Source organism: Shewanella sp. HL-SH5, from assembly GCF_051163755.1.
GTDB lineage: Bacteria > Pseudomonadota > Gammaproteobacteria > Enterobacterales > Shewanellaceae > Shewanella > Shewanella glacialimarina.
On the sequence record NZ_CP195038.1, the window covers coordinates 439,937 to 464,778 of the forward strand.

Here is a 24,842-nt window from a genome sequence, read left to right on the forward strand (position 1 = left end):
AAAGTTGAATTCAATTCGGACTAGAAGTACATACGCGCATAAGCGTAGGCTGCTTCAGGGGCTTCGCCAACTCGGCCTTCTAGGGACAGTACGATGTCGCGGGCAGGACGATAGTTAAAACCTAAACTGGCCCACTGACGCTCTTTTCCGTACTCAGGTGGCAGTTCAGAGTAGTCGTAGTTAGGACTAATAAGATCCCAGCCCTCGTACTCTTCGTGGTTTACCGAGCTGATGATTTCCCAGTGCTGGTTCAGGTCGTACTTAGCACTTACCGTTACTCCCTGATTACGGAAGGTCTGATAATCTAGGTATACGTCACCGCTCTTACGTGTTGATAAGTCTTCATCTTCTACAAAACCATTTAAACCAATAGATAAATCTGGCATCAGTTTCAGGCGTGCACCGAAACCTATCTGTTGCTGCTCACCATATTTACTGATCCCGTTAGAGCCGCCGCGCGTTTCTAGGCCAACCACAACAGATAGCAGATCAGACATCCACCCCATGTATCCGTTAATGATGTCACCTTGTAGCGCACCACTCTTGTGTTCACCATCGTATGAGTAAGAAGTTCCGAAAATTAGATTTTCAAATTCAGCTTGATACTTAACTGTGTTCTCTTGGTCACCCGCTTCACCGGTTTCAACGGACTTGTTGAAGGTAAAATCACCGAAGTGGTCGTAATCGTCGAATGCTGTATCGGTCAAGCCGAGCTCGATCCACTGTTGTTCGGTGAAGGCATAGCCTACGTACATTTTGTCGATGGCCAATTCGAACTCACCGTCTCCGCCTAGCCAGTTACGGCGTTGGTAATCGAGCTCAAGACGATAGGTAAATTGTTGACGTTGCCCGGTTACGCCCATGGTGGCGAAGCTATCATCTACATAGCCCTTGGTATCGTAGAACTCATTGTGGTTGTAATCTGCGTGAGTATCAAAATGCCCACCGACACCCACTTCGCCATATAAGCGAACATTGTCGCCTTGACTGTCACCTTCTAGCATTACAGCGCTTACTGAACCTGCACTAAACATAGTGACAATAGCGATTGCAATTATTGATTTTTTTAACATTGCTGTTACTTCCGATTAGTAATTTGTCAGCCTATATTTGAAGGCTAAACTCAAAATTAAAAATATTTATTTATTAATTCGTAAACTGCTAACGGCTCAGAGAGGTGGAGCATTCGATGGCGAAATCGCCAATACCTTTATTACATATTTCATTTATTAACCCCATTTTTATAATATTATTGCTAATTTGTATTAACCTGAGGTGCGATTGTTACAGAGTTTGACAACAAAAAAAAGGATGTTTAGTCACATTTCGCATACATAAATATTTGTCAAAAAAGATAAAAAGAGGTTTATTGGCTTCCACAGAGAACAAGGGGCAAGCTTAGTGTATTTAGGTTTCTAAAAATCAGTCGCTTAAGGAAGAACGTGGTCGGATGTGTCTCGTATGAAATGATGTGAGAATTAATGGGGCTTATTTAAGTTGTAATTATTAAGATAGGCAAGCTAACAAAAAAGATGACGTAGTGTCATCCTTTTTATCGATTTTAAAGCTAATATCTAAAAGCTAGTCGACAAGATCGTACTGGTTTTTTAGAATTTCAATAATGTCAGCTTTCGGGTTAGATGATAAAGTGATTTTTTTACCGGTCACTTTTTCAGCTACACCAGTATAGGTTTCTGACACCAACATCATCGACGCTAACGGTAAATCATTATCGCGAGCTAAAGCTTCGCGTTCAGGCATTCTGTCTTTATTTAATAAAATGTCGGCATCGTCAAAATGGTTTAATAAAAACTGGCGGAAACCTTCTTTTGAGTTTTCGACGATCTTGCCGTCACGATAAGCAGGACCGTCCCAAATGCGTGAAGAGTCAGGTGTACCGACTTCATCCATATAAATCAGTTTCGAGTGACCATCTTTATCAGTGACATAACCAAATTCAAACTTGGTATCAACAAAGACTTGATCTAATTTGGCTAGCGCATCTGAAATAACATTGAAGCCTTGCTTGAGAAGTTTTTCATATAAGTCGATATCAGAAGCTTGTTCAAAACCAAACGCTTGATAATTGGCTTCAATATCACTGCGGCTAATGTTGACATCATCTTGCGCAGGCACGCCTGGAATACCGGTTAAAATGCCTTTGGTCGACGGCGTGATTAATAGCTCAGGTAATTTTTGATTTTTGCTTAATCCCTCGGGTAAGGTGATACCACAGAATTCACGCTCGCCTTTAGCGTAAGCACGCCACATAGAACCGGTAATGTACTGACGACAAATAGCTTCAACTTTAATCGGACGGGCTTTTTGCACAATCCATACAAATGGATGCGGGATATCCAGAATATGGCTGTCTGCTAAGCCATTTTCAGCAAATAACTTAAACCAGTTATTTGAAATGGCGTTCAGTGCCGCGCCTTTACCTGGAATGCCTTGTAAATTGCCTTCACCATGAAAAATACAATCAAAAGCGGAAATTCGGTCACTGATCACCATGATAGCAAGCGGGGTATTTTCAGGTACGTTATAGCCTTTGTCTTTAATTAAACGACGACTATCAGCTTCTGTTAGCCAGTAAACACTGCGAACTTTACCGCTATGCACGGGTTTGTCTGTGCGGATAGGTAAATCGTTATTAACGGCTAAAACGGAATCGGCAAGACTCATAACGAGTATTCCTCTAGTTGAAGGTGTAAGGGCTATTTTTGATGGCGGCTATTTTACCCGTATTCCTCAGTTTTGCCACGTAAAAAGGCTAGGGTTAAATAGGCTTTTTTGATAACAGAACAATCATGGACATAATTTTGACCGTAATAAGCAATATCGCCAGCAGACCGTAATATTAGCTGACAGGTATTCGCATATCAGGCAGTATTCAATTTTGTAAAATAAAGAGTCAATAACGTGACCAATACCCAAGTCGATAACGCCGCCAAGTTAGGTCTGATTTTTGTTTCCATTGCGGTCTTTTTTTGGGGCATTTTACCCATAGCGTTGAAATTGTCAGGGCAGTTTATTGACCCCGTAACCTTGACCTGGTTTCGATTTGTCATGGCGTTTGTGGTGACATTTTTACTGCAATGGCGCTTTGGTAAGCTGAAACAATTTAGTGTTTTAATCAGCAGCGACTGGCTCAAATTAAGCCTTGCCGGTATTTTGTTGATGTTCAATTATGTCTCGTTTGTTTACTCGCTCGACTATCTTGCCCCTGGCACAGCGCAACTGAATTTTCAAACCGCTCCCTTCTTTCTCGCTTTTGGTGGAGTGTTATTATTTAAAGAACGCTTAAATGCGATGCAGCTGAGTTGTTTTGCGACGTTAGCTATTGGTATGTTGATGTTTTTTCATCCGAACTTAAATTTCGGCAATACTGACAATCATCAAATAGTCATCGGGGTGATGATTGTGCAATTTTCGGTATTGTCTTGGACCAGCTATGCCTTATTGCAAAAATCATTAGGCGGTAAATTATCACCCAGTAATGTGTTGCTGTTTATCTATGGGCTGGGCATTTTTGCTATGGCGCCGTTTAGTGACTTTAGTCATTTTGCATTAATGGATTCATCTAACTGGATGGTAGTTATTTTTTGCGGCGCCAATACCTTAATTGCCTACGGCTGTTTTGGTCAGGCGATGAAGTATTGGCCCACGGCTCAGGTTAGCGCCATGCTAGCCTTAACCCCGGTGCTAAGTTTCAGTTCAACGGCGTTAGTGGTGAGTTTTGGCTGGTGGAATGGGGTATTTAGCGCAGATAACCTGGACGCACTATCGCTAATGGGCATAGTGTTGATTATTTGTTCAGTGTTTGCGGTGCAAATATGGCCGCTATATTTGAAGCGTAAAGCAGCTAAACGGCTTGTGAGCTAAGTTTGCTATTCTATTATGCCTGCATCAGCCTGAGTTCAGATAATAGTGACAGGGTATGATGCAGGTTTCTCATGTTCGCGCTAATGTCGTTCGATACAATTTAAAACTTAGGTTTGTACTCAAACTCAGCTTGGGCTTTGCTGTCGGTAAAAATTTCAATAGCCTGTTTTTTATTAAAAAAGCGATTAACAAGGTTATTCGGAAATGACTGAATATAGGCGTTAAAGTTAGCCACGTTTTGATTGAAAATTCTTACCGCCGCGCCTACATTGTCTTCTTGTTCGGTCACTTCATACATAAATTTAGCGAATGACTCCGACGCTCTCAATTCTGGATAAGCTTCAACAGCCACATGAATGCCTTTGATTAATGCTTGTGATGCCTGATCGACCTTGCTTTGTAATCGGGTATCAATATTATTGTCTTGTAGCGCATTAATCCCTTGGCGCAGAGCAGTGATTTTAGGTAATAACTCTTTTTCATAATCTTGGTGTTGCTGCAGCACGCGATCCAATTCTGGCATGATGCGACCCCGTTGTCTTTCTTGCGTTAACACGTCAGCCCACCCCCGCTGTACCGCGTTGTGCTCTTTAATAATACCGTTATAAATACTGAAAACAGCAATGGCGACGACAACCAGAATAGCGATGATAATGAAAGACGATTGCATAATTTATCCTTAATATAATGGGTTAGCACTGTGTTTGATGATTTGATTCACAAAGCCAAAAATACGGTTTACGGTGAACAATGAGGTCTCATTGAGCAGTTCTTGTTTAAATTTTGTCGGTGAACTAATGTCATAATCCATGGGCGGATTAAGTAAATGAGTATTTTTTTGATTGATCAACACACTGCCATCATAGGCGAATTCAATGGTGAGATCATCGAGCTTATGGGCTAATTGTTCGCACGCAACTACCACAGCCGGTTCTAAAAACTTCGCTGCATTAAATTCAGAGTTTGTTTGCAGGTAAAACTTTTTCTCAAATTCCCGCGAGGCAGGCATAAAGTGTTGTTGCCAATGCTTAGGCAACTTGCTTTTGCTCATCACTAAATGACTCGTGTTATTGATTGCGGGGAAAATCACTCCTTGGCGATAGTAGTGATCATAAACGGTGCGAGTGCGCGTTCTGCTTCCGCCTTTACCGTCAGACTCTTGATAGGTTTCTGTTCTTCTATCGACATAGTGATGGTAAACCACAGAGGCACGAATTAATCCTAGTTCAGAGTTAAAATCGATTTCTTTTCCCCACTCAACATTTTGAGAATAATTACCTCGTTTAAAATCGACAAATTTATGTTCAGCTTTATTTAAAAATGTCGCTCCACAATCTGTCATATTGTAAAGATGCTTTAGGGCTTCATCTCTGAGTAAATTAGAGAGATCCTTTAGGCTTTTTTGACGCTTAAATACAGTAAAAATACTTGCTATGAGTGACAGTAAGCACAGAGCAAAGATAACAAAGTCACTGTGAGTATAACGATACAACTGACCTTGAGTCTCAAGGTGGAACCAATATCCTATGCTGGCGATAATGGCGGCTAGTATGCCGAGATATAAGTGCGTGTTGCGGTATTTAAGTTGGTGTGGATACGCGATGGCGTTGTCTAAACATTCTGTGACAACCGCAATAGATTCTGAGTCAGACACCTTCGCCTGCAATTTTTTAATAAACTGAGTCAGGGCTTTATTATTCATTCTTTTTTTATCTGATAGAGACTTAACTTCAGGGCTGAATGCTGACATAGGTGGAGTAGGTTGTTCTTTTTAAGATAGTGTAGGTATATTACAAGGCAGAATTAATCTGTAAAGCGTTAACATTATGCGGGCAGTTACCTTTATATTTTATGAGATTGGCATAACCGAGAGTAAAAACAAAAATGGAGCCGTTAGGCTCCATTTTTTATTCAGATAACTGAATGATTTACTGGTAATTAACCATTGTCACGTGGTTTACGTGGACGACGTTCTGCACTAGCAGGACGGTCACCAGCTGGGCGGTCAGTACGTGGACGACGGTCGCCTGATGGGCGGTCACCACGTGGACGACGAGGTGCAGCTGCACCACGGCCAGAATCAACGAAAACTTCATCACCGGCTTCGCGAATGTTAAGTGGACGACCACAAACACGCACTTTTCTTAAGTGAGTTAACACGTCTTTTGGCATGCCATCTGGTAAATCAACGGTAGTCACTTGATCATATAACTGGATTTGACCAATATAGCGGCTGTCGATGTTAGCTTCGTTAGCAATTGCGCCAACAATGTTACCCACACCTACACCATTTTCACGACCCACATCAATTACATAGCGGTTCATTTTCACGTCTGGATTATCTTTTAATCCTTCAGGTTGACCAAATGTAGTTGGTGTTGATGGACGGTTGCTGCGCTCACTGCGTTCACGACGAGGGCGATCGCCACCATCACGAGAACCACGGTCATTACGGTCACTACGTTCATCACGTGAATCACGTTGACGCTCTTGGATCGGCGGTAATTGAAGTGGACGCTCTTGCTGCACTTGCTGTAATAACGCCGCGGCTAATAAATCGGTATCGATTTCTAGCTGAGTACATAATTCTGCAACGGCATTTTTCATGAAATCTAAGTCACCGTTTAAGGTTTCTTGAATTTGCTCACCTAAACGAGATAAACGGCGCTCTGCAACCGATTCTGGTGTAGGAATTTTCATTGGTGCAATACGGCTGTTTGTTGCACGTTCAATTGTGCGAAGCATACGCATTTCACGGCTTGTCACAAACAAAATTGCCATACCTGTACGACCCGCACGGCCAGTACGGCCAATACGGTGAACATAAGCTTCTGTATCATATGGGATATCGTAGTTAACTACGTGTCCAATACGTTCAACGTCAAGACCACGGGCCGCAACGTCAGTCGCAATTAGAATATCTAACTTGCCACTTTTTAACTGTTCGACAGCACGTTCACGTGCTTGTTGGTTCATATCACCATGTAATGGTGATGAAGCATAACCACGTGCTTCTAATTTTTCAGCTAACTCAACACAGCTATTACGGGTACGGACGAAAATGATCACACCTTCAGTGTTTTCAACTTCTAATACGCGTACTAATGCTTCTAGTTTATTGTGTTGTGATACTTGAACATAGCTTTGCTCAATTGACTCAACCGTTGCTTGACTAGACGCGATGCTGATATTAACTGGGTTGGTTAAGTGCTTGCTTGCAACACGCTTAATTTGCTCAGGCATAGTGGCTGAGAATAATGCAAGTTGGCTGTTAGCTGGCTTATGCTCTAATACCCATTCGATATCATCGATAAAGCCCATTTTTAACATTTCATCAGCTTCATCAAGCACTAATGCTTTTAATGAATCTAACTTTAATGTGCCACGACGCATGTGATCCATTACACGACCAGGTGTACCTACAATCACTTGTGGTCCACGCTTAAGGGCGCTTAATTGTTGATGCATGCTTTGGCCGCCGTAAATAGGCAGTACGTGGAAGCCTTTCATATGTTTAGCATAACTACCAAATGCTTCTGCTACCTGAACGGCTAGCTCACGAGTCGGTGCTAATACTAATATTTGAGGGGCGTTTAGATTGATATCTACTTTGTTAAGCAGTGGTAATGCAAAAGCACCTGTTTTACCAGTACCAGTTTGCGCTTGACCGATAATATCTTGTCCTGCCATAAGCGGGTCGATACTAGCTGCTTGAATGGGTGTTGGGTTCTCATAGCCTAATTCGTCTAGAGCACGCAACAAGTTCTCAGACAGGCCGAGTTCGCGGAAAGTTCTTTCATTGGATGACATTGGGTTGTAGCCTTGTGGATGTGCACGAAATTCGGATGCTCGTGCTGAGTTTCACAGACAGAAAATCAACCCCGTGTCGATTTCCCGCGCCGAAAGGGCGATATTATAGCAACCATTTTGCGGTTTGACTATATAAAATATAATAAATAATTCAATGTGGCCTGATTATTGCCTTATTTAAACTTAATTTTTGGGTTATTTTTCTTTTAACTGCATGTTAGTTTGTGTAATAAAGCTAAAGGCCATTTCCGTTACGCTGGTTAGGAAGTCGATATTTAGCGTGTCTATGGTGTCATCAACCGTATGGTATTTGCTGTGCGGTGGTACGCCAAAATATATCCAGGGAATACCCGCTTTATGAAAAGGGTAGTGGTCGGAAGCTTTTAGCCAGTTCATGCGCTTTATACCCGCGGTGTTAAATTTTGAATAACTTAGTCGGATACACATTTGATGCTGTTGACTTAGCCAAGCTTGTGTCTGGCTAAAGTGGCTGAAGTTTTGCTCGCCTTCTATATAGATTGCCCGCGGTCTTGAGGGGTGGCCAATCATGTCTAAGTTCATTGCAAGTTCAACCTCCATATCAGGGGTTGCTATAATCTGCTCTACTAATCCATAGCTACCATATAGTCCTTGCTCTTCAGCGTCCGTGGCAACCAACATGAGATTAATATCTTTTAAGCCGGTTAATTGCCATTGTTTTGCCATAGCCAGCAAGCCTGCTACACCAGAAGCGTTGTCGTCAGCACCATGAAAAATACGCTTACCCTGTTGGCCTAAATGATCATAGTGGGCGGTAATCACTCGCCAGCGGTTTGATGGCACGCGGCTAGGAATGACGCCTATCATATTAACCCCTTGCAGTTGGCTAAATTGGTATTGATAGTTAAAAGTGACTTTAAAGGATTGCTGCCAAGGAATTAAACCAATGTCAGTAAAACGTTGAGCCAGGTAGTTTTGTGACAAAACTGCCTCTTGGGTACCGGTTTTACGGCCGCTAAATTCTATGGCGGTAAGCGTGCGGATATCTTCAATAATTTGGGACTGGTTGGCCCATTGATGTTGCGGCGGCAAATTACAATCTATTGAAGCGGTATTGGCGCAGCCTGTTAGCATGATTAACAATGCGATACACATTAAGTGAGGGATTAACTTAGGGCGTGTGAGGATGCTGATATTTATTGGTAAAAGGCGGGTATTTCCCTTTAGCGGAAAGGCAGATTGAAGCGTGCTTGTCATCTGGTGCTCTCCGTAAAGGGAATGAATCGACTGTGATTATTTTTTAGTGCTTTTTTTAGTTTTGCTAACTTTATTATGTGCTGCACGCTGCTTATGTAATGCCAGCATCGGCTTTAAAAACCGTGCCGTGTGGGATGTTGGGTGCTCGGCCACATCTTCAGGGCTGCCTGCGACTAAAATCGTCCCGCCTCCGGAGCCGCCTTCTGGGCCTAAATCGATAATCCAATCCGCTGTTTGAATCACATCTAAGTTATGTTCAATCACCACAATAGTATTGCCGTGGGATTTAAGGCGGTGTAATACATCTAATAGTAGTTGAATATCAGCAAAATGAAGCCCAGTTGTTGGCTCGTCCAAAATGTATAAGGTTTTGCCTGTGTCGCGTTTTGACAGTTCTTTAGCCAGTTTGACACGCTGCGCTTCACCGCCAGATAGAGTTGTCGCACTTTGCCCTAAGCAAATATACGACAAACCGACATCCATCAGTGTTTGTAATTTGCGGGCAATTGCAGGAATTGCATCAAAAAACACGCGGGCTTCTTCAATCGTCATTTGCAGGACTTCGTGAATGTTTTTGCCTTTGTATTTTACTTCTAAGGTTTCACGGTTATAACGCTTGGCTTTACAGGCATCACAAGGCACATATACATCGGGTAAAAAGTGCATTTCTACTTTAATTAAACCATCACCCTGGCACGCTTCACAGCGACCGCCTTTGACGTTAAACGAGAAACGACCTACCAGATAACCCCGGGTGCGGGACTCTTGAGTCGCGGCAAATATCTCCCGTATTGGGGTAAAAATACCGGTGTAGGTTGCAGGGTTTGACCGGGGCGTTCGACCAATTGGGCTTTGATCAATATCGACGACTTTATCGCAATGCTCCATGCCTTTAATTTCTTTATAAGGCGCTGGCTCATCTACCGTTGCGCCATTGAGCATGCGATGGGCAATCTTGAAGAAAGTATCATTAATCAGGGTCGATTTACCCGAACCCGATACACCGGTTACGCAGGTTAATAGGCCGACTGGAATAGTTAAGTCGACATTTTGCAGGTTATTGCCTGTTGCGCCAAAGAGTTCGATGACTTTACTTGGGTCGATTAGAGTGCGCTGGTCACTAATGTGAATTTGTTTTTTGCCTGACAGATACTGACCTGTAACAGATTCAGCACAATTAAGAATATCGTTTAAGGTGCCCTCTGCAATAATCTCCCCGCCATGAACCCCTGCGCCAGGGCCAATATCAATCACATGGTCAGCCATACGTATCGCGTCTTCATCGTGCTCTACCACAATGACGGTATTACCTAGATCACGCAGGTGCATTAAGGTATGCAATAGACGTTCATTGTCACGTTGATGCAAGCCGATTGAGGGTTCATCGAGCACATACATTACTCCGACTAAGCCCGCACCAATTTGACTGGCAAGACGAATACGCTGCGCTTCACCGCCTGATAAGGTGTCAGCCGAACGGGATAAGCTTAAATAATTAAGACCGACATTAACCAAGAAGCCTAAACGCTCACCAATTTCTTTTAAAATTTTATCGGCAATTTGTGCCCGCTGGCCATCAAAGGTTAATTCAGCAAAATAGCTTTTTGCTTCGCCAATTGACCAGGTGGTCAATTGTGGCAAGTTGAGATCGCCAATAAACACATTGCGGGCTTCTTCACGTAAGCGTGAACCACCACAGCTATTACAAGGCTGCATATTGATGAATTTAGATAATTCTTCACGTACCGAGTTACTTTCAGTTTCGCGGTAGCGGCGATCCATATTATTGAGAATGCCCTCAAAGGGGTGATTACGCACCACTACATCGCCACGATCGTTTATGTATTTAAAGGCAATGCTTTGTTTACCTGAACCGTATAGCACCAGCTTTTTGATTTTGTCATTGAGCTGTTCAAAAGGGGCTTCAACATCAAATTTGTAGTGTTCAGCTAATGAACTGAGCATTTGAAAGTAATAAAAGTTACGACGATCCCAACCGCGAATTGCGCCGCCTGCTAAAGATAATTCACTATTGGTGATCACTCTTTCTGGGTCAAAAAACTGTTGTACCCCTAAACCATCACAGGTTTGACAAGCACCCGCCGGGTTATTGAATGAAAAAATACGCGGCTCAAGTTCGGTCATCGAATAGCCACAATGGGTACAGGCAAAGTTGGCTGAAAAAATCAGTTCTTCAGTCTTGTCATCTTCCATTGAGACAATTTTAGCAATACCACCGGACAGCTCTAATGTGGTTTCAAATGATTCAGCTAAACGTTGTTTTAAGTCTGGGCGCACTTTGAAACGGTCAACCACCACTTCAATAGTATGCTTTACGTGTAAATCAAGCGTTGGTGGGTCGGTTAAATCGCAAACTTCACCGTCAATTCGGGCGCGGATATAACCTTGGGCAGCTAAGCTTTCTAATAATTTTACGTGCTCACCTTTGCGATCATTAATCACAGGAGCTAAAAGCATTTGACGGCTGTCTTCTGGTAATGCGAGTACCTTATCGACCATTTGGCTGACGGTTTGTGCTGCTAAAGGTTGCGCATGTGTGGGGCAACGTGGTTCACCCACACGGGCAAATAATAGTCGCAAGTAATCGTAAATTTCGGTCACTGTGCCAACCGTTGAACGTGGGTTGTGCGAGGTCGATTTTTGCTCAATCGAAATTGCTGGGCTTAATCCTTCGATATGATCAACATCAGGTTTTTCCATTAAACTTAAAAATTGGCGCGCATAGGAGGATAAAGACTCGACATAGCGGCGCTGGCCTTCTGCATACAAAGTATCGAAGGCTAATGACGATTTTCCTGAACCAGATAATCCTGTGATAACAATTAGCTTATCTCTAGGGATGGTTAAATTGATGTTTTTAAGGTTATGGGTTCGGGCACCGCGGATTTCAATATTGTCCATTTACTCGCTCTATGTTCGCTATGGGGCAAAATGGGTTTTAGTATCGCACATTAAGCACAAGCTGTAAGGGGCTGTTAATCTTTCTAGGTGATTTACCTTAAAAGTTCAACAAACACAGATTATTTATCATAGTGGTATGTCGTCTTGGCTAGTACGAATAGAACCCAAAAATAGATTAGTGATATTTTAAATTCAGCTTTAACTCTCAAACTGTGATTTCCTTTTGAGCATGTGATTCAGGCTATGGTAATATGCGCGATTCGTAGAATTGCTAAAAAGGTATTTGAATGGCCAGTAATGGGCTGTCGGGCATTGAAAAAAAGGTCGCGTTTTCGTTAGCCAGTGTATTTGGTTTACGGATGATGGGGCTATTTATGATCATGCCGGTATTTGCGTTATATGGGCAACACCTTGAAGGATTCTCTCCACTTTGGGTGGGTATTGCCATAGGTGCCTATGGACTCACTCAGGCTATGTTACAAATTCCGATGGGTATACTGTCTGATAAGTATGGCCGCAAACCGATAATTATGGCTGGGTTAGTGGTATTTGCCATTGGCAGTTTAATTGCCGCATCATCTGATCATATTTATGGCGTAGTATTTGGCCGCGCTGTTCAGGGGATGGGCGCAATAGCTGCTGCTGTTTTAGCACTAGCGGCTGACTTAACCCGTGATGAGCAACGTACCAAAGTGATGGCCGTTATTGGTATGTGTATTGGTTTTTCCTTTGCACTCTCTCTTTTGCTTGGCCCTTTAGTGGCACAGCATCTTGGCTTAACTGGTATATTTCTACTGACGGCAGTGTTAGCCGTTGTTGGTATTGTGATAGTGCAATTTTTGGTGCCAAACCCTATCAGTCAAGCCCCTAAAGGCGATACTTTAGCAGCACCCGCCAAACTCAAAAAAATGCTGCTAGACCCGCAGTTGTTTCGCCTAGATGCAGGTATTTTTATTTTGCATTTAGTATTAACTGCGGTGTTTGTTGCATTACCATTAGATTTGGTCGATGCCGGTTTAGTTAAAGAAAAACATTGGATGTTATATTTCCCCGCGTTTATTGGCGCATTCTTTTTGATGGTGCCATTGATCATTATCGGGGTGAAAAAGAATAACACCAAAACCATGTTTCAAATTTCGCTGTTATTGATGATGGCATCCTTAGGTGCTATGGGGATTTTTGCTAATAATTTATGGGTGCTAAGTGGGGCGGTAGTATTATTTTTTACCGGTTTTAATTATCTTGAAGCTTCATTGCCTAGCTTGATCGCCAAGTTTTGCCCAGTGGGTGATAAAGGGTCTGCAATGGGAGTGTATTCTACCAGTCAGTTTCTTGGGGCGTTTTGTGGTGGTATGTTAGGTGGCGGAGCCTATCAGTTGGTTGGTGCCTCTGGGGTGTTTTTTGTTGCGCTTGGGCTAATGACACTGTGGCTATTTTTGACTTTTGGTATGGCTAAACCCGTACTGCTAAAAAGTTATACCCTTGAAGCCAATATAAAAGATAGGCCCCATGCACAAACAATGGCCGCACAGTTATCAAATTTGACCGGTGTAGCCGAAGCAATAGTGGTACTTGAGGACAAAGTCGCCTATTTAAAGGTGAATGACGATTTCAATTTAAGCGAAGCCAGAGCTGTGTTAGGCTCTGTCAATTAGATCATTTTGATCAACCGAATAAGTATATAGAAAAGATAATCGCAGGAGATTTCGATGGCCAGTCGTGGTGTGAATAAAGTCATTTTAGTGGGTAACTTAGGTAAAGATCCTGAGGTACGTTACATGCCAAATGGTAATGCCGTTGCCAATTTTACTGTCGCGACAAGTGAGTCGTGGAAAGACCAACAAGGTCAGCTACAAGAGCGTACTGAATGGCATAACATTGTTATGTACCGTCGTTTAGCTGAAGTGGCCGGCGAATACCTTAAAAAAGGCTCAAAGGTTTACCTTGAAGGCAAATTGCAAACCAGTAAGTGGCAAGATCAAACTACCGGTCAAGACCGTTATAAAACTGAAATCAATGCGATGGAAATGCAAATGCTTGACAGCCGCAATAGCGGTGCAGGTCAAGATAATAACCAATATGATCAAACTCCACAGCAACGCGCTCCACAAGCGCCACGCCCAGCAGCCCAGCCTCAGTACAATCAAGCGGGTGCTAACCAAGGTTCAAACCAGGATAGTCATCAAAACTCAGCGGGTGGCTACCAACAAGCGCCTGCTCAAGGCGGTTATGCTCAGCAAAATAAGCCAGCACCACAACAACCTGCTTATGCACCAAAGCCACAAGCTCCACAGGGTAATTATCAACCACAAGCTCAACAAAATGCAGCACCAGCACAGCGCCCAGCGCCTCAGCCTGCTCAAAACTTCACTCCTGATTTGGATGAAGGTTGGGATGATGATATTCCGTTCTAGGGTTTATGCTGTTAATGCTTAACGCAAGTTAACTGAACTTTAAGGCCTGCTTGCAGGTCTTTCTCTTTTATATGTTTGGTCTGTAAACTCTGTTTAGATGACTTAGACAATCTGAGAAAGAAGATAATGATGGAAAAAATTCTGTTCATTCGTCATGACAAGATTGGAGATTTTATTCTCACATGGCCTGCTTTTTATATTTTGAAAAAAGCGCTACCCAATACGCGTATTGAGGTCTTTGTGGCGCCTGTGATGAAAAGCTTTGCGCTGACTTGTCCTTATATTGACGATGTGGTGGTTGATACCGGCGATGATACCCAGTTAGTCGAGCAAATTAAGGCGAATAATTATGATGCTGTTATCGTGTCGCATTCTGACTTACGCATTTATCGTTTAGTTACCAAAGCGGCTATTCCATATAAAATTGCGCCTAATCATGGCTGGTTTCAATATCTGTACCCCCACCGCGCTAACACTCAGTATAAAAAAGGTGAGCCCTGTTGGCGTGGTAGTTACATGTTGGCGGAACAATTTCTAAATAATCACCAAATATCGATCCCGGCGTTACCGACGCAATTATGGGATGTTAATTCTGAACGTGAGCAGTGGCGCAAATATTATCAGCAACAAAATGATGAAAAGTTAATATTTATTCACCCCGGTACGGGTGGTTCATCTGGCAGCTTGCCGGTTGAACATTTTGGCCAACTTATCAAAAAAATTGATAAGCTTACAAGTTTAGATTGTCGATTTGTTCTAACTTACAACGGTGATGAGAAAGCACTGGCGCTTAACATTCAATCTATGTTGAAGAAGACCAAAATTAAAGTTGAATTAGCGACGCCGCTGAAAAGTTTGGCTGATTTTGCCCGTTCAATTGTTGCTGCAGACATGTTTATTGCGGGCTCCACAGGACCGCTGCACATTGCTGGACTGCATAATATTCCAACGGTGGGCTTTTATGCTGGGCGGCGATCTCAACCTAAAGTGAAATGGCAAACATTAACAGAGCCAGCTAAAAGGCTGGCATTTACGCCACCTGTTGGTCGCCGTACAGGCCGAAATATGGCTTTGGTTGATGTTGATCAAGCGGCTGAAAATATCAGTGAATTTTTAAATCGACATTATGCTAAATAAGCCAAATTTGAATAGTTTGTTTAAACAAAATTAATCCAACTCAGTGGAAACAAAAATATGATCGTAATTACTGGAGCCGCAGGCTTTATTGGCAGTAACTTAGTTAAGACATTAAATCAATTAGGCAGAACCGATATTATTGCGGTAGATGATTTAACTGATGGCACTCAAATGTTCAATTTGGCAGATTGCGAAATTGCTGACTATTTAGATAAAGATGCCTTTCTCGCTCAAGTAAAATCAGGCCAGTTAGATTATGAGGTTGAGGTTATTTTTCACCAAGGTGCTTGTTCATCCACCACTGAGTGGAACGGCAAGTTTATGATGGAAAATAACTTCGAATACTCGAAAATTTTATTGCATTTTTGTCAGGCTAACAATGTTCAGTTTATCTATGCGTCATCAGCATCGGTATACGGTGGCAGCGAGACTTTTGTTGAACAACGTGAAGTGGAGAAGCCACTTAATGTGTATGCATATTCGAAATTTTTATTCGATCAATATGTCCGTCAGCAAAAGCTAACTACGCAAGTGGCTGGATTACGTTATTTCAATGTTTATGGCCCGCGTGAACAACACAAAGGCGGCATGGCAAGCGTAGCATTCCACTTTAATAACCAAATAAAAGCCAATAGCGTGTGCCGTTTATTCGCTGGGGTTGATGGTTACGGCGACGGTCTGCAATTACGTGATTTTGTGTTTGTTGAAGATGTGGTTCAAGTCAATTTGTGGTTATGGCAAAACGCCAAAGTATCGGGGATTTTCAATTGCGGTACTGGTAAAGCACAAAGTTTTAATGACGTTGCAAATGCGGTAATTGACTATCATGGTAAAGGCCATATTGAGTATATTCCGTTTCCAGATAAGCTAAAAGGTGCATACCAGAGTTACACTCAAGCTGATTTAACTCAGCTTCGTGCGGTAGGTTGCCAGCACCAATTTAAGACAGTAGAGCAGGCTGTGCCTGAGTACTTAGATTGGTTGAAAGCGCAGCACTTTATTGGACAGTAAATTGTTTTTAATTGTTTGATGTTATCTGGAAAATTAAATGAAAAAGGCTATTTTTACGCTGGCGATTGGTGATACCAATCCAATGTATAACGCAGCGTTACTCGGATTTAAGCTTTATGCTGAAAAAGTGGGTGCAGACTTAATTGTGTCTGACCAATTTCATTATCCAATCAACATACAAGACCCTCAGCATACCGCTAGTCCAGCTTGGACCGAAAAGCTATATATTAAAGAGCTACTAAAAGAATACGATCGAGTTTTGTATGTCGATGCTGATATTATTATCACTCCACACGCAAAGGATATTTTTGAACAATACGATGACCTGGAAACCATTTATATGTTCAATGAAGGCGCTTTGTTAGAGCGCCAACCTGTACTCGATAAAATATTTGCCATAAAAGGGCCTGTCGCTGATTGGCCGCAAGTCAATGGTCGCCCAGTGTATTTTAATCTAGGCTGTATGCTGATCTCGAATCAAAGCAAATTATTCGACATCGCCACTTTAGAAGACTTACAACAGGTTTGTAATCACATTAAATATTATGAGCAAACCTACATCAATTATCTGATCCAGCGAGATGGGTTAAAGTATCAAAGTATTGATGCAGAATTTAATCGTATGGATGTGCTAGGGCATGATGGCTATCGCGATGCCAGCTTTATTCATTATGCAGGTCGTGGATACACTAATTCTTCTTTGAAGCGTGAAGTACGGTTTGTGAATGATTTTTGCGAATTGAATCAGCATTTGATTGCCAGTGAAACATTGGTGGAAATTAAGCAAAGCGGCTGGGATCTTTTTATCAATAAAGCCCATAAACGTTATAAGCTACCTAAATTTATGTTGAACTATCTTGCTAAGAAGTTTGTCACTATTTAGTGTTTTGGTTGTGGCGAGTCGCGCGATAGGCAATATCGGTAGCGCAATTTATCTGGAGTGATCAATTTTGCTTAAATATAAAGTCTTTGTCATTAACCTTAATCGCTCACCAAAGCGGTTAGAGGCTATTTCTGCACAGTTACAACAGCAAGACATTCCTTTTGAACGTATTGAAGGGGTGGATGGTGCGACACTAACTGCTGAACAAATTGAAGCCGTTTCACCACGCTTATTAGCGCAAAAAAGCTACCATAGAGATTTGGGTAAGGGCGAAATTGGTTGCTCCCTAAGTCATAAACGCGCTTGGCAGAAAATCATTGACGATGATCTTGATTTCGCCTTTGTGCTTGAAGATGACATTGGTTTAGAAGACAACTTCGCTGACGTAGTTAATTTAATGGCAAACTTACCCCATGCAAATTGGGACTTTATTAAGTTGTATCCGCTACGTCGTGGTGGTGGGAGTAACATTAGAGATTCATTTGATTATCAAGGTCACCAATTTGTCAGTTACCATAAGTTTCCGATAAGTGCGGTCGCGCAAGTGATAAGTAAGCAAGGTGCTAAGTCGCTATTAAAAAATATGCCTTATATTGTTGAGCCAGTGGATGGACATATTAAATCGTGGTGGTCATTGGGTATTTATCCATTTGGGCTAATTCCTTATTGTGTATCAGTCGACCTGGCAGGGCTTTCAGATATCAATCCTGTGGGGAGTTTAGAGAAAATGCCGCAACGCAAGCTCACAAAACTGCGTTTGAATTGGTCTAGAGCCTTTAAACGTATGCTAGTGACACCATCATTAGACAAGCATTTTAACCAGTTTAAAGACAGTTTGAAGTAAGGGATAACGTGAGCGGATTAATCAGCCATCAGCAGCTACTTAATGCTAAAAAAGTACTTTATATGACTCACTTGGCCATTGGGGACTTTGTCTACCAAGGTGTCTGGTTATCCGCGTTAAAAGCGAAATATCCCCATTTGACCATTGATATTTGGTTTGACGATTGTCGACGTAGTCCGCATGAGTGGGCAGGTGGACGCAATCAAATTTTAACCGAGTGGATTAATGCCATTGGTGATTTTGGTGATATATATCCTATTGTGTCCAATATCGCTGAGCGTGAGCAATACATTACTAAGGCCCAGCAACAAAATTATGATGTTATTGTGTTTGTGGGCAAAAACCGTTCAACTCAATATGCAAAGTTAGCACGCACTATTTCTAAACAAGCGCTCAGTGTTGCGACCACAAGTGGGGCGAATTTTTTCAGTAATTGGCTTTATTTTAATAAACTAGATGGGGTGATTAGTTACGATGATATTGCTGATTCTACCCAGCATATTACTGAGTTATATGCTGAGTGTTTTAAGCAGCTTTTAGGGTTAACCACATCAGATCTGGTGTCTGGCTATACCCAACTGATGATCCAGCCGGAAGAGAAATACACCCAGCAAGCCCAGCAACTTATAGATGATTTAACTGGTAAAGATAATACCAAGCTAATTTGTTTTATGAATCATTTATCGACTGCGGATAAGAAAGATTATCCCTGGGCCCAGTTAAAGACGGTGATGTTGACGTTAGCTCAGCTTTATCCGCAAGTGGTATTTATCATCAATACTCCACCGAATAAATTGATGTCAGTACAGCAGGATGTAGAGGCTGATAAAGAGTTATTAGCCTTAAAAATTCAGGTTTTTACTGCGCTAGAAAACTTTTTTCAGCTACCAGCCTTAATGGCAAAATGTGACTTCTGTTTGAGTGTCGATACTGCAACAGCACATTTGGCAGTCAGTATGAAGGTACCTCAAGTGACCATTATGGCAAGTGACTTTAAATTGTGGCAGCCTTTGGGTGACAGCCTTATTTTAGAGGGCACAGGCAAAGCCAGTTCAGTTACCACTGACACTGTGATTGATGCCTGTAAGATCCAATTGAGTAAGTGTATTAAATAGTTATTTTTTGATATAGAAAGGGCTTATAAAATGTTCAAAGAGATAGTGAGCATTTTATAAGTAAATTCGGTCTACTTTAATCTGATGGGATCTGATACTTATCGAGAATTTTTTGGTATTCCCCCGTAGATTTTAGTGTCTTTACACCTAGATCAAATTGTTGTGCTTTGATCAGTTTATTAAGATTAAAGCCAACGTATAAACTGATTTTATCTGGCATGGAACCAGCATATTTTATTTGTTCAGACAATTTTAGTTGTCTAGCGGTGTATTGAATAACATATCTATTACCAATAATAATTTGGTGCCGCCCTCTGATCATTCTTATAATATTCATCGACAGTGGTTTATCACCAACAGCCCAATATATTTGCTGATTATTTGACAAGTAAGACTCTAATGCTTCGCCGTAATCGTATCCCTTAATAACTGCAATAGATTGTAATGAAAGATCACTCAGTTTTTCATATCTCCAGGGATTATTGTTAACAGTAAAAAAATCATTACTTACCTCACCGACAACAGTTTCCCCAGTAAGTAAACCTTGTTCAGCAGCCACACTTTTTGATATGGCTAAAACTGCGTCAATATTGCCAACTTGAGTTTCTTTTAATGCACGGTTAAACGGCATGGGTACAAAAGTTACCTGTACCCCCTGGATTTCAAAGGCTCGTTGTACTATTTCAACTAGATAACCTGGTTGGTCGTCACAAATATAAGGACACCACACATCAGAGGCTATATGGATAGTCTTTGCGGAAACTGGAAAACAACATATTATCAAAGTAACAATAGTGCTTAATACGGACTTTTTTGACATAGTGGCTCGTAACATAGGTGCCTTGAGTGCTTCTGGGGGCGCTATTTTAGCTATCCATATTATTTGATCAATATTTTTCGATTATAAATTAAACAATTTTTTCTTTAGGTAACCAAAGATAAATAAGTTTTCGTTTGTGTTGGTATTTTTTTACCATATTGTTGCGATCTCTTGGTTAGTGGTTTTTATTTAAATTATAGGACTAAAAGTATGCTTCAGAATAAAATGATACAGCAGGTGGTGTTTGATCAACCTGGAGATGCTAATGTCATGCGGCTAGGTAGCGGTAGTCTTGCACCTTTACAATCAAGTCAGGTTTGCATAAAAGTACACGCTGCAGGCGTCAACGGCCCAGATATTAAACAACGTATGGGAGCCTATCCCGCTCCTGAGGGCGCAAGTCCTATTCTTGGTTTAGAAGTGGCAGGCGTTATCATTGCGATAGCGGATGATGTTACCCAGTGGAATATTGGGGATAGAGTCTGTGCCCTAGTGCCCGGTGGTGGCTATGCAGAACAAGTTAATACCTTTGCTGCACACTGTTTACCCATTCCTGCAGCTTGGAGTTTTATTCAAGCTGCGGCGCTGCCTGAGACCTTTTTTACGGTTTGGGGCAATGTGTTCATGCGGGCAGGATTAAAAGCGGGTGAAACAGTGTTAGTGCATGGAGGGTCAGGCGGCATTGGTAGCACGGCGATTAAGCTTGCCAGCCAGCTTGGTGCAAACGTTTTTACCACATCAGGCACCGATGATAAATGCCAGTTCTGCCTTAGCCAAGGTGCCACGCATGCGATTAACTATAATAACCAATCCTTTGCAGAGTCTATTCTGTCGCTAACTCATCATCAAGGTGTTGATGTGGTCGTCGATATTGCGGGTGGCGATTTTATTAATGAAAATTTAAAAGTGCTCGCAATGGATGGACGAATGGTATCAATTGCGATGCAAAGAGGGCCTAAAGCAACGGTTGATATTTTCAGGTTAATGGCTAAACGTATTATATGGACTGGTTCGACGTTACGACCACAAAGTGTAGTAGCAAAAGCCCAGATTGCCGCAGAGCTTAAGCAGCATGTTTGGCCGTTACTTGAAAGCGGACAATTTACGCCACCCATTGATAAAGTGTTTGCGTTTAATGAGGTGGTTCAAGCTCATCAATATATGGAGTCAGGTATGCATAAAGGCAAAATAATTTTAAACTTGTGTGACTAAAACTCAGAAAGATCTGATAAAAACTTGAAGCATGAAAAATTTAAGCTAATCTGCAGTTATCAAATATAAATTGGATGATTTTAAAGCAAGAAAGTGTCGGTTTATGCTTGTGTAAAGTGAAAGTTTTTAACGACGTATCATGAGACATACATAAATTTTGTGCTTTTTTTAAGGTCATTACGCTATTGGTAAATTATTTTTGAATATTTTTACCAAAATTTGAAAATTAACTAAATTAGGCATTGATTCTCTGTATTATTCTGTTTAAATACCCACATTATTGAAGCTTAATAATATTGAGCCGAGGTTATTAGTAGTTCATCGAGCATATCTTTTTGGTATATGTGTTGATTTAAGGGCGTTAGCATATATGTATAACACAGTAAAAAAACAATTATGGGTTGGTGAGTTAAGAACGGCTAGAGGGAATACAATTGTTATTCACGACGGCCAATTACCTGAAGCATCCAAAGGGCGTATCTATTTATTTAATACAGTACGCAATGTCATCATTGAGTATGTAGAAGATATCGTTAAAGTAAATTTGCATGATCTTGATGAGGCACAAACTAAAGCTGCGTTGGCTGAGTTTGGCGATGCTTGGCAAGTCGCCCGTGCTGAGTTTATGGCTAAACAGCAAACTCGCATTGATTTGTCTAAGGTGCCCGATACCGCGCCTCCAAAGAAAGCTAAGCCAGCACCTGAGCCAGATGAGATTGCAGATGGTGACGATATTGATGTCTTTGATGACGCTGATGATTCAGATGATGATTTTGACATGGATGATGGTGTCGACGATTAAGTTGTTTGAGTCAAATAGTTAATTAAAGTTGAATAAGCCAATAAAAAACCAGTAGCATGCATACTACTGGTTTTTTTGTGGGTGATAGATACCCTAATGATGATTAGGTGAGTTTGATATCAACAGGCGGGGCTATGTAGCCTTGGTGTGCATCTAGACGTAAGTCGTTAAAGCGGCTTAGCTGCTTATTCTCTTGAATTCCCGTCACTATAACTTGAATATCTAGTCCTTTTGCCACGTTAACCAACGCGCGACATAGCTCACTGTTGTGTTGATTCTCTTCGATAAAAGCAAAAGATTGATCCAGTTTTACATAGCTGGGTCTTAGGTTTTGTAAATAGGCCATGGAGCCGAATTGACGACCGAAATGGTCAATGCCGAAGTGGGCACCACAATCACGAATAATATTGCACAAGTGTTCACATGAGCTTAAATCGCTATAGACACTTGCTTCAGGGATCTCAAAACAAATGCGTTCAGGCGTTTTATGATTTCTAAGGAATTTCTTAATCCAAAGATGAAACTCATGATCGCCAATACTTTGATAAGTTAGGTTGATGGCCACAGGTTCAAAATTACGGTCAAATAAATGATGGCTATTAACGGTTTCAATTAAGCAGCGATCTAACACGGTACCCAATGATAAAATTTCCACAAAAGGCATAAACTGACCTGCATGTAACACTTCATTATCTAATGTGAGTTGACAGTAGAGTTCACGTTGACACACTTCATTGTTTTCATTTAATAATATGGGTTGCCAACGAAATTGAAATTGATTGTTATTGATTGCGTGGGTGAGCTTTTGTCGCCACTCATCACGGCTGAATAATTGCTGCTGAGTATTTTCATACCAATGAAAGATTTTATTATCTTTAATCGATTTTTGTAACGCATTGTCAGCTTGAGCAAGTATGTCCGATACACTCATTTGACCTAAACGTTCAGCGATACCAATATTGAATTGCTCATTGGGTTTACAACCTGCTTTCGATATTTCTTTATTGATTGTGCGGATCATGCCCTGTAAGTATTTACTGAGTTGTTCGTGTTCACTTTCTTCAATTAAGAATGCGAATTCATATGCAGCTATTCGTGCAATAACAGAAGGGCTAATTTCATCTAAATGGTGATGTAATTTATTGCCAAGTAACTTGATGGTTTCATCTCTTACTTGATAGCCATACTGGCTATGCACATCTTCAAGCCAGTCCATTTTAACTAAAAATAATGCACCAGAACTAGGTTCACTGAGCCAACCATTAATCCGGCTTACCATATATTGACGGTTAGGAAGATTGGAAACTTGATCAACTAAGTTTTTCTTACGTAAAGCTGATACTTCTTCATCTAGCGAATTAAACACCTGTTTAAGTTGGCTCGACATGCTGTTAAATGCTTGAACCAATTCCTTTAACTCTGTTGTTTTAGGGGTTGGCATATCTGGGCCAAATTGACGATTAGCAATTTTTTTAGCGTGCTCTGATAGCGAATTCAATGGTTTTAAGATGATGCTTAAACCAACTCGAGCAAAGATGATGGCGATTAAGAATAAAATTGAAAATACTATGATGATATTGGTTATAATCCGCCACATCTCCTGGTAACCAAACCCTGGGTGAGCGGTTATTTCAATTTTAGCCAGCTGTAACCAACCAGATGTGATGATACTTTCTTTAGCAATAGGCTTAAAAATTTCAAGGTCAATAAACCATTGGGGGACATTTTGTACTCGAATGGCATTATTCCAGACTTGCTGTTTACCATCAACTAACCAGGTAAGCTTAATTTGTTGGTAATATCCACCTTCAAACAACACATTGACTAAGGTTTCTGTCGCAGCATCGTCTCCAGCCTCTAGAGCTGGCACAAGCATCAGTCCTAATGAGTGACTGGCATTATTAAGGTCTGACTCCATTTGCTTTGCGAGAAAGCTCTGAGTCTCGTTAAATTGCACGTAAGCTAAGCTTGCTATCGTTAGCAAGAATAGTACGAAAAGTAACGCATAAATCTGTCGAAACAGGGTCATGTGGTCACTACTCCATTTTAAGTTTGGGTTGACGTAAACGGTCAACACCTAAGCGATGTGTTAAATCATTCCATTTTTCTAGTCGTGATGATGAGCCTGCTAACACCCCTCGACCTTTTTCTTTATTTAACCATAACTGCTTACCGTTAAAGCTATACACAGGGAGTAAATCGCGTCGCTGTGTTGCCAGTTTAATTTTCTTGTCTAAATTATCTAAAACTAACGGGACCGAACTCGGTGTTTCATAGTAGGCGAGCACCATGTGGTATTGATTCACAGAAGTCGCTTTTACCATAGTGATGCGCAGTTTATCCTCTGATACACCTAATTGGAGTAAGGTAAAGTATTTGGCAATAGAGAAGTCTTCACAATCGCCGCCATTTACACCGATAAACTCCATTGGTGTGGCCCAATAGTTAGAGTCACCCCAAAGTACTTTGTCATCAACAAATCTGAATAAATTGAAAAATTGATTCACTTTCTCTAGTTGTTGTTTTTCCGGTAAAGCTTGTGCTTCGTCAACCACTTTAAACCAGGCTTTGGCCCTTAAGCCTGCGCGCTGGCCATAATTCTGGCTAAGAGTCGAAATAATTTTGTCAGCATTTAGTGTTTGCGTAGGCGCCGCAAAAAGTGTTGAAATAGACAAAATGGCTGCCACAATTAAAACGTGACAGCCTCTTTTTGTTATGGACTTATTGCATCTCGATAGAGTCAAACGCTGC

20 protein-coding genes are annotated in these 24,842 nt (G+C 41.4%); 10 read left to right on the top strand and 10 right to left on the bottom strand.

All coding sequences use genetic code 11. From position 1 onward, the window contains the following. Positions 1-20: 20 nt before the first annotated feature. Positions 21-1,073, bottom strand: coding sequence for a porin (locus ACRWQM_RS01860; protein ID WP_434931070.1), 1,053 nt, complete (start codon positions 1,071-1,073; stop codon positions 21-23). Positions 1,074-1,581: 508 nt separating this feature from the next. Further along, on the bottom strand, positions 1,582-2,685 hold the full coding sequence (locus ACRWQM_RS01865) for a phosphoribosylaminoimidazolesuccinocarboxamide synthase (protein ID WP_434931071.1): 1,104 nt from the start codon (positions 2,683-2,685) through the stop codon (positions 1,582-1,584). Positions 2,686-2,922: 237 nt separating this feature from the next. Between ACRWQM_RS01865 and ACRWQM_RS01870 the strand changes: the two genes are divergently transcribed. Further along, entirely contained in the window at positions 2,923-3,885 is a 963-nt protein-coding gene (locus ACRWQM_RS01870; RefSeq protein WP_434931072.1) for a DMT family transporter, read from the top strand. Between the two features lie 100 nt (positions 3,886-3,985). Here the strand turns inward: ACRWQM_RS01870 and ACRWQM_RS01875 are convergent, their stop codons facing one another. The 5 genes from ACRWQM_RS01875 to uvrA all read right to left on the bottom strand — a co-directional run bounded on the left by ACRWQM_RS01875 (position 3,986) and on the right by uvrA (position 11,853). After that, entirely contained in the window at positions 3,986-4,555 is a 570-nt protein-coding gene (locus ACRWQM_RS01875; protein WP_434931073.1) for a LemA family protein, read from the bottom strand. Positions 4,556-4,564: 9 nt separating this feature from the next. After that, entirely contained in the window at positions 4,565-5,635 is a 1,071-nt protein-coding gene (locus ACRWQM_RS01880) for a hypothetical protein (protein WP_434931074.1), read from the bottom strand. A 188-nt stretch (positions 5,636-5,823) separates the two neighbouring features. After that, positions 5,824-7,695, bottom strand: coding sequence for a DEAD/DEAH box helicase (locus tag ACRWQM_RS01885; protein WP_434927320.1), 1,872 nt, complete (start codon positions 7,693-7,695; stop codon positions 5,824-5,826). Between the two features lie 195 nt (positions 7,696-7,890). After that, positions 7,891-8,931: a M20/M25/M40 family metallo-hydrolase gene (locus ACRWQM_RS01890; RefSeq protein WP_434931075.1), complete on the bottom strand. Its 1,041-nt coding sequence runs from the start codon at positions 8,929-8,931 to the stop codon at positions 7,891-7,893. A 36-nt stretch (positions 8,932-8,967) separates the two neighbouring features. Continuing rightward, a complete protein-coding gene (gene uvrA, locus ACRWQM_RS01895; RefSeq protein WP_434931076.1) occupies positions 8,968-11,853 on the bottom strand; it encodes an excinuclease ABC subunit UvrA in 2,886 nt (961 codons plus the stop codon). Positions 11,854-12,140: 287 nt separating this feature from the next. On the opposite strand from uvrA, the gene ACRWQM_RS01900 reads away from it, so the two are divergent. The 7 genes from ACRWQM_RS01900 to ACRWQM_RS01930 all read left to right on the top strand — a co-directional run bounded on the left by ACRWQM_RS01900 (position 12,141) and on the right by ACRWQM_RS01930 (position 19,257). Further along, the gene (locus ACRWQM_RS01900) at positions 12,141-13,508 is read left to right on the top strand and encodes an MFS transporter (RefSeq protein ID WP_434931077.1); all 1,368 of its coding nucleotides are present in this window, start codon (positions 12,141-12,143) and stop codon (positions 13,506-13,508) included. Positions 13,509-13,562: 54 nt separating this feature from the next. Next, on the top strand, positions 13,563-14,267 hold the full coding sequence (ssb, locus tag ACRWQM_RS01905) for a single-stranded DNA-binding protein (protein ID WP_434931078.1): 705 nt from the start codon (positions 13,563-13,565) through the stop codon (positions 14,265-14,267). A gap of 129 nt (positions 14,268-14,396) precedes the next feature. Then, a complete protein-coding gene (locus ACRWQM_RS01910) occupies positions 14,397-15,404 on the top strand; it encodes a glycosyltransferase family 9 protein (RefSeq protein ID WP_434931079.1) in 1,008 nt (335 codons plus the stop codon). A gap of 57 nt (positions 15,405-15,461) precedes the next feature. Next, entirely contained in the window at positions 15,462-16,415 is a 954-nt protein-coding gene (gene rfaD / locus ACRWQM_RS01915) for an ADP-glyceromanno-heptose 6-epimerase (RefSeq protein ID WP_434931080.1), read from the top strand. A 37-nt stretch (positions 16,416-16,452) separates the two neighbouring features. Next, on the top strand, positions 16,453-17,298 hold the full coding sequence (locus tag ACRWQM_RS01920) for a glycosyltransferase (protein ID WP_434931081.1): 846 nt from the start codon (positions 16,453-16,455) through the stop codon (positions 17,296-17,298). Between the two features lie 67 nt (positions 17,299-17,365). Continuing rightward, positions 17,366-18,142: a glycosyltransferase family 25 protein gene (locus ACRWQM_RS01925; protein ID WP_434931082.1), complete on the top strand. Its 777-nt coding sequence runs from the start codon at positions 17,366-17,368 to the stop codon at positions 18,140-18,142. 8 nt (positions 18,143-18,150) lie between these two features. Beyond that, on the top strand, positions 18,151-19,257 hold the full coding sequence (locus tag ACRWQM_RS01930; RefSeq protein ID WP_434931083.1) for a glycosyltransferase family 9 protein: 1,107 nt from the start codon (positions 18,151-18,153) through the stop codon (positions 19,255-19,257). 76 nt (positions 19,258-19,333) lie between these two features. On the opposite strand, the gene ACRWQM_RS01935 is transcribed toward ACRWQM_RS01930, so the two are convergent. After that, positions 19,334-20,077 carry a substrate-binding periplasmic protein gene (locus tag ACRWQM_RS01935; RefSeq protein ID WP_434931084.1) on the bottom strand — a complete coding sequence of 248 codons (744 nt, stop codon included), beginning with the start codon at positions 20,075-20,077 and terminating at the stop codon, positions 19,334-19,336. 210 nt (positions 20,078-20,287) lie between these two features. Between ACRWQM_RS01935 and ACRWQM_RS01940 the strand changes: the two genes are divergently transcribed. After that, a complete protein-coding gene (locus ACRWQM_RS01940) occupies positions 20,288-21,289 on the top strand; it encodes an NAD(P)H-quinone oxidoreductase (RefSeq protein WP_434931085.1) in 1,002 nt (333 codons plus the stop codon). A gap of 370 nt (positions 21,290-21,659) precedes the next feature. Further along, a complete protein-coding gene (locus tag ACRWQM_RS01945) occupies positions 21,660-22,091 on the top strand; it encodes a hypothetical protein (RefSeq protein ID WP_226412971.1) in 432 nt (143 codons plus the stop codon). Between the two features lie 103 nt (positions 22,092-22,194). Here the strand turns inward: ACRWQM_RS01945 and ACRWQM_RS01950 are convergent, their stop codons facing one another. Together ACRWQM_RS01950 and ACRWQM_RS01955 are read right to left on the bottom strand one after the other, a co-directional pair. After that, positions 22,195-24,120, bottom strand: coding sequence for a bifunctional diguanylate cyclase/phosphodiesterase (locus tag ACRWQM_RS01950; protein WP_434927306.1), 1,926 nt, complete (start codon positions 24,118-24,120; stop codon positions 22,195-22,197). A 7-nt stretch (positions 24,121-24,127) separates the two neighbouring features. Continuing rightward, positions 24,128-24,808 (bottom strand): transglutaminase-like cysteine peptidase, encoded by a 681-nt coding sequence (locus ACRWQM_RS01955; RefSeq protein ID WP_434929151.1) that lies wholly within the window; start codon positions 24,806-24,808, stop codon positions 24,128-24,130. Between the last annotated feature and the right edge of the window lie 34 nt (positions 24,809-24,842).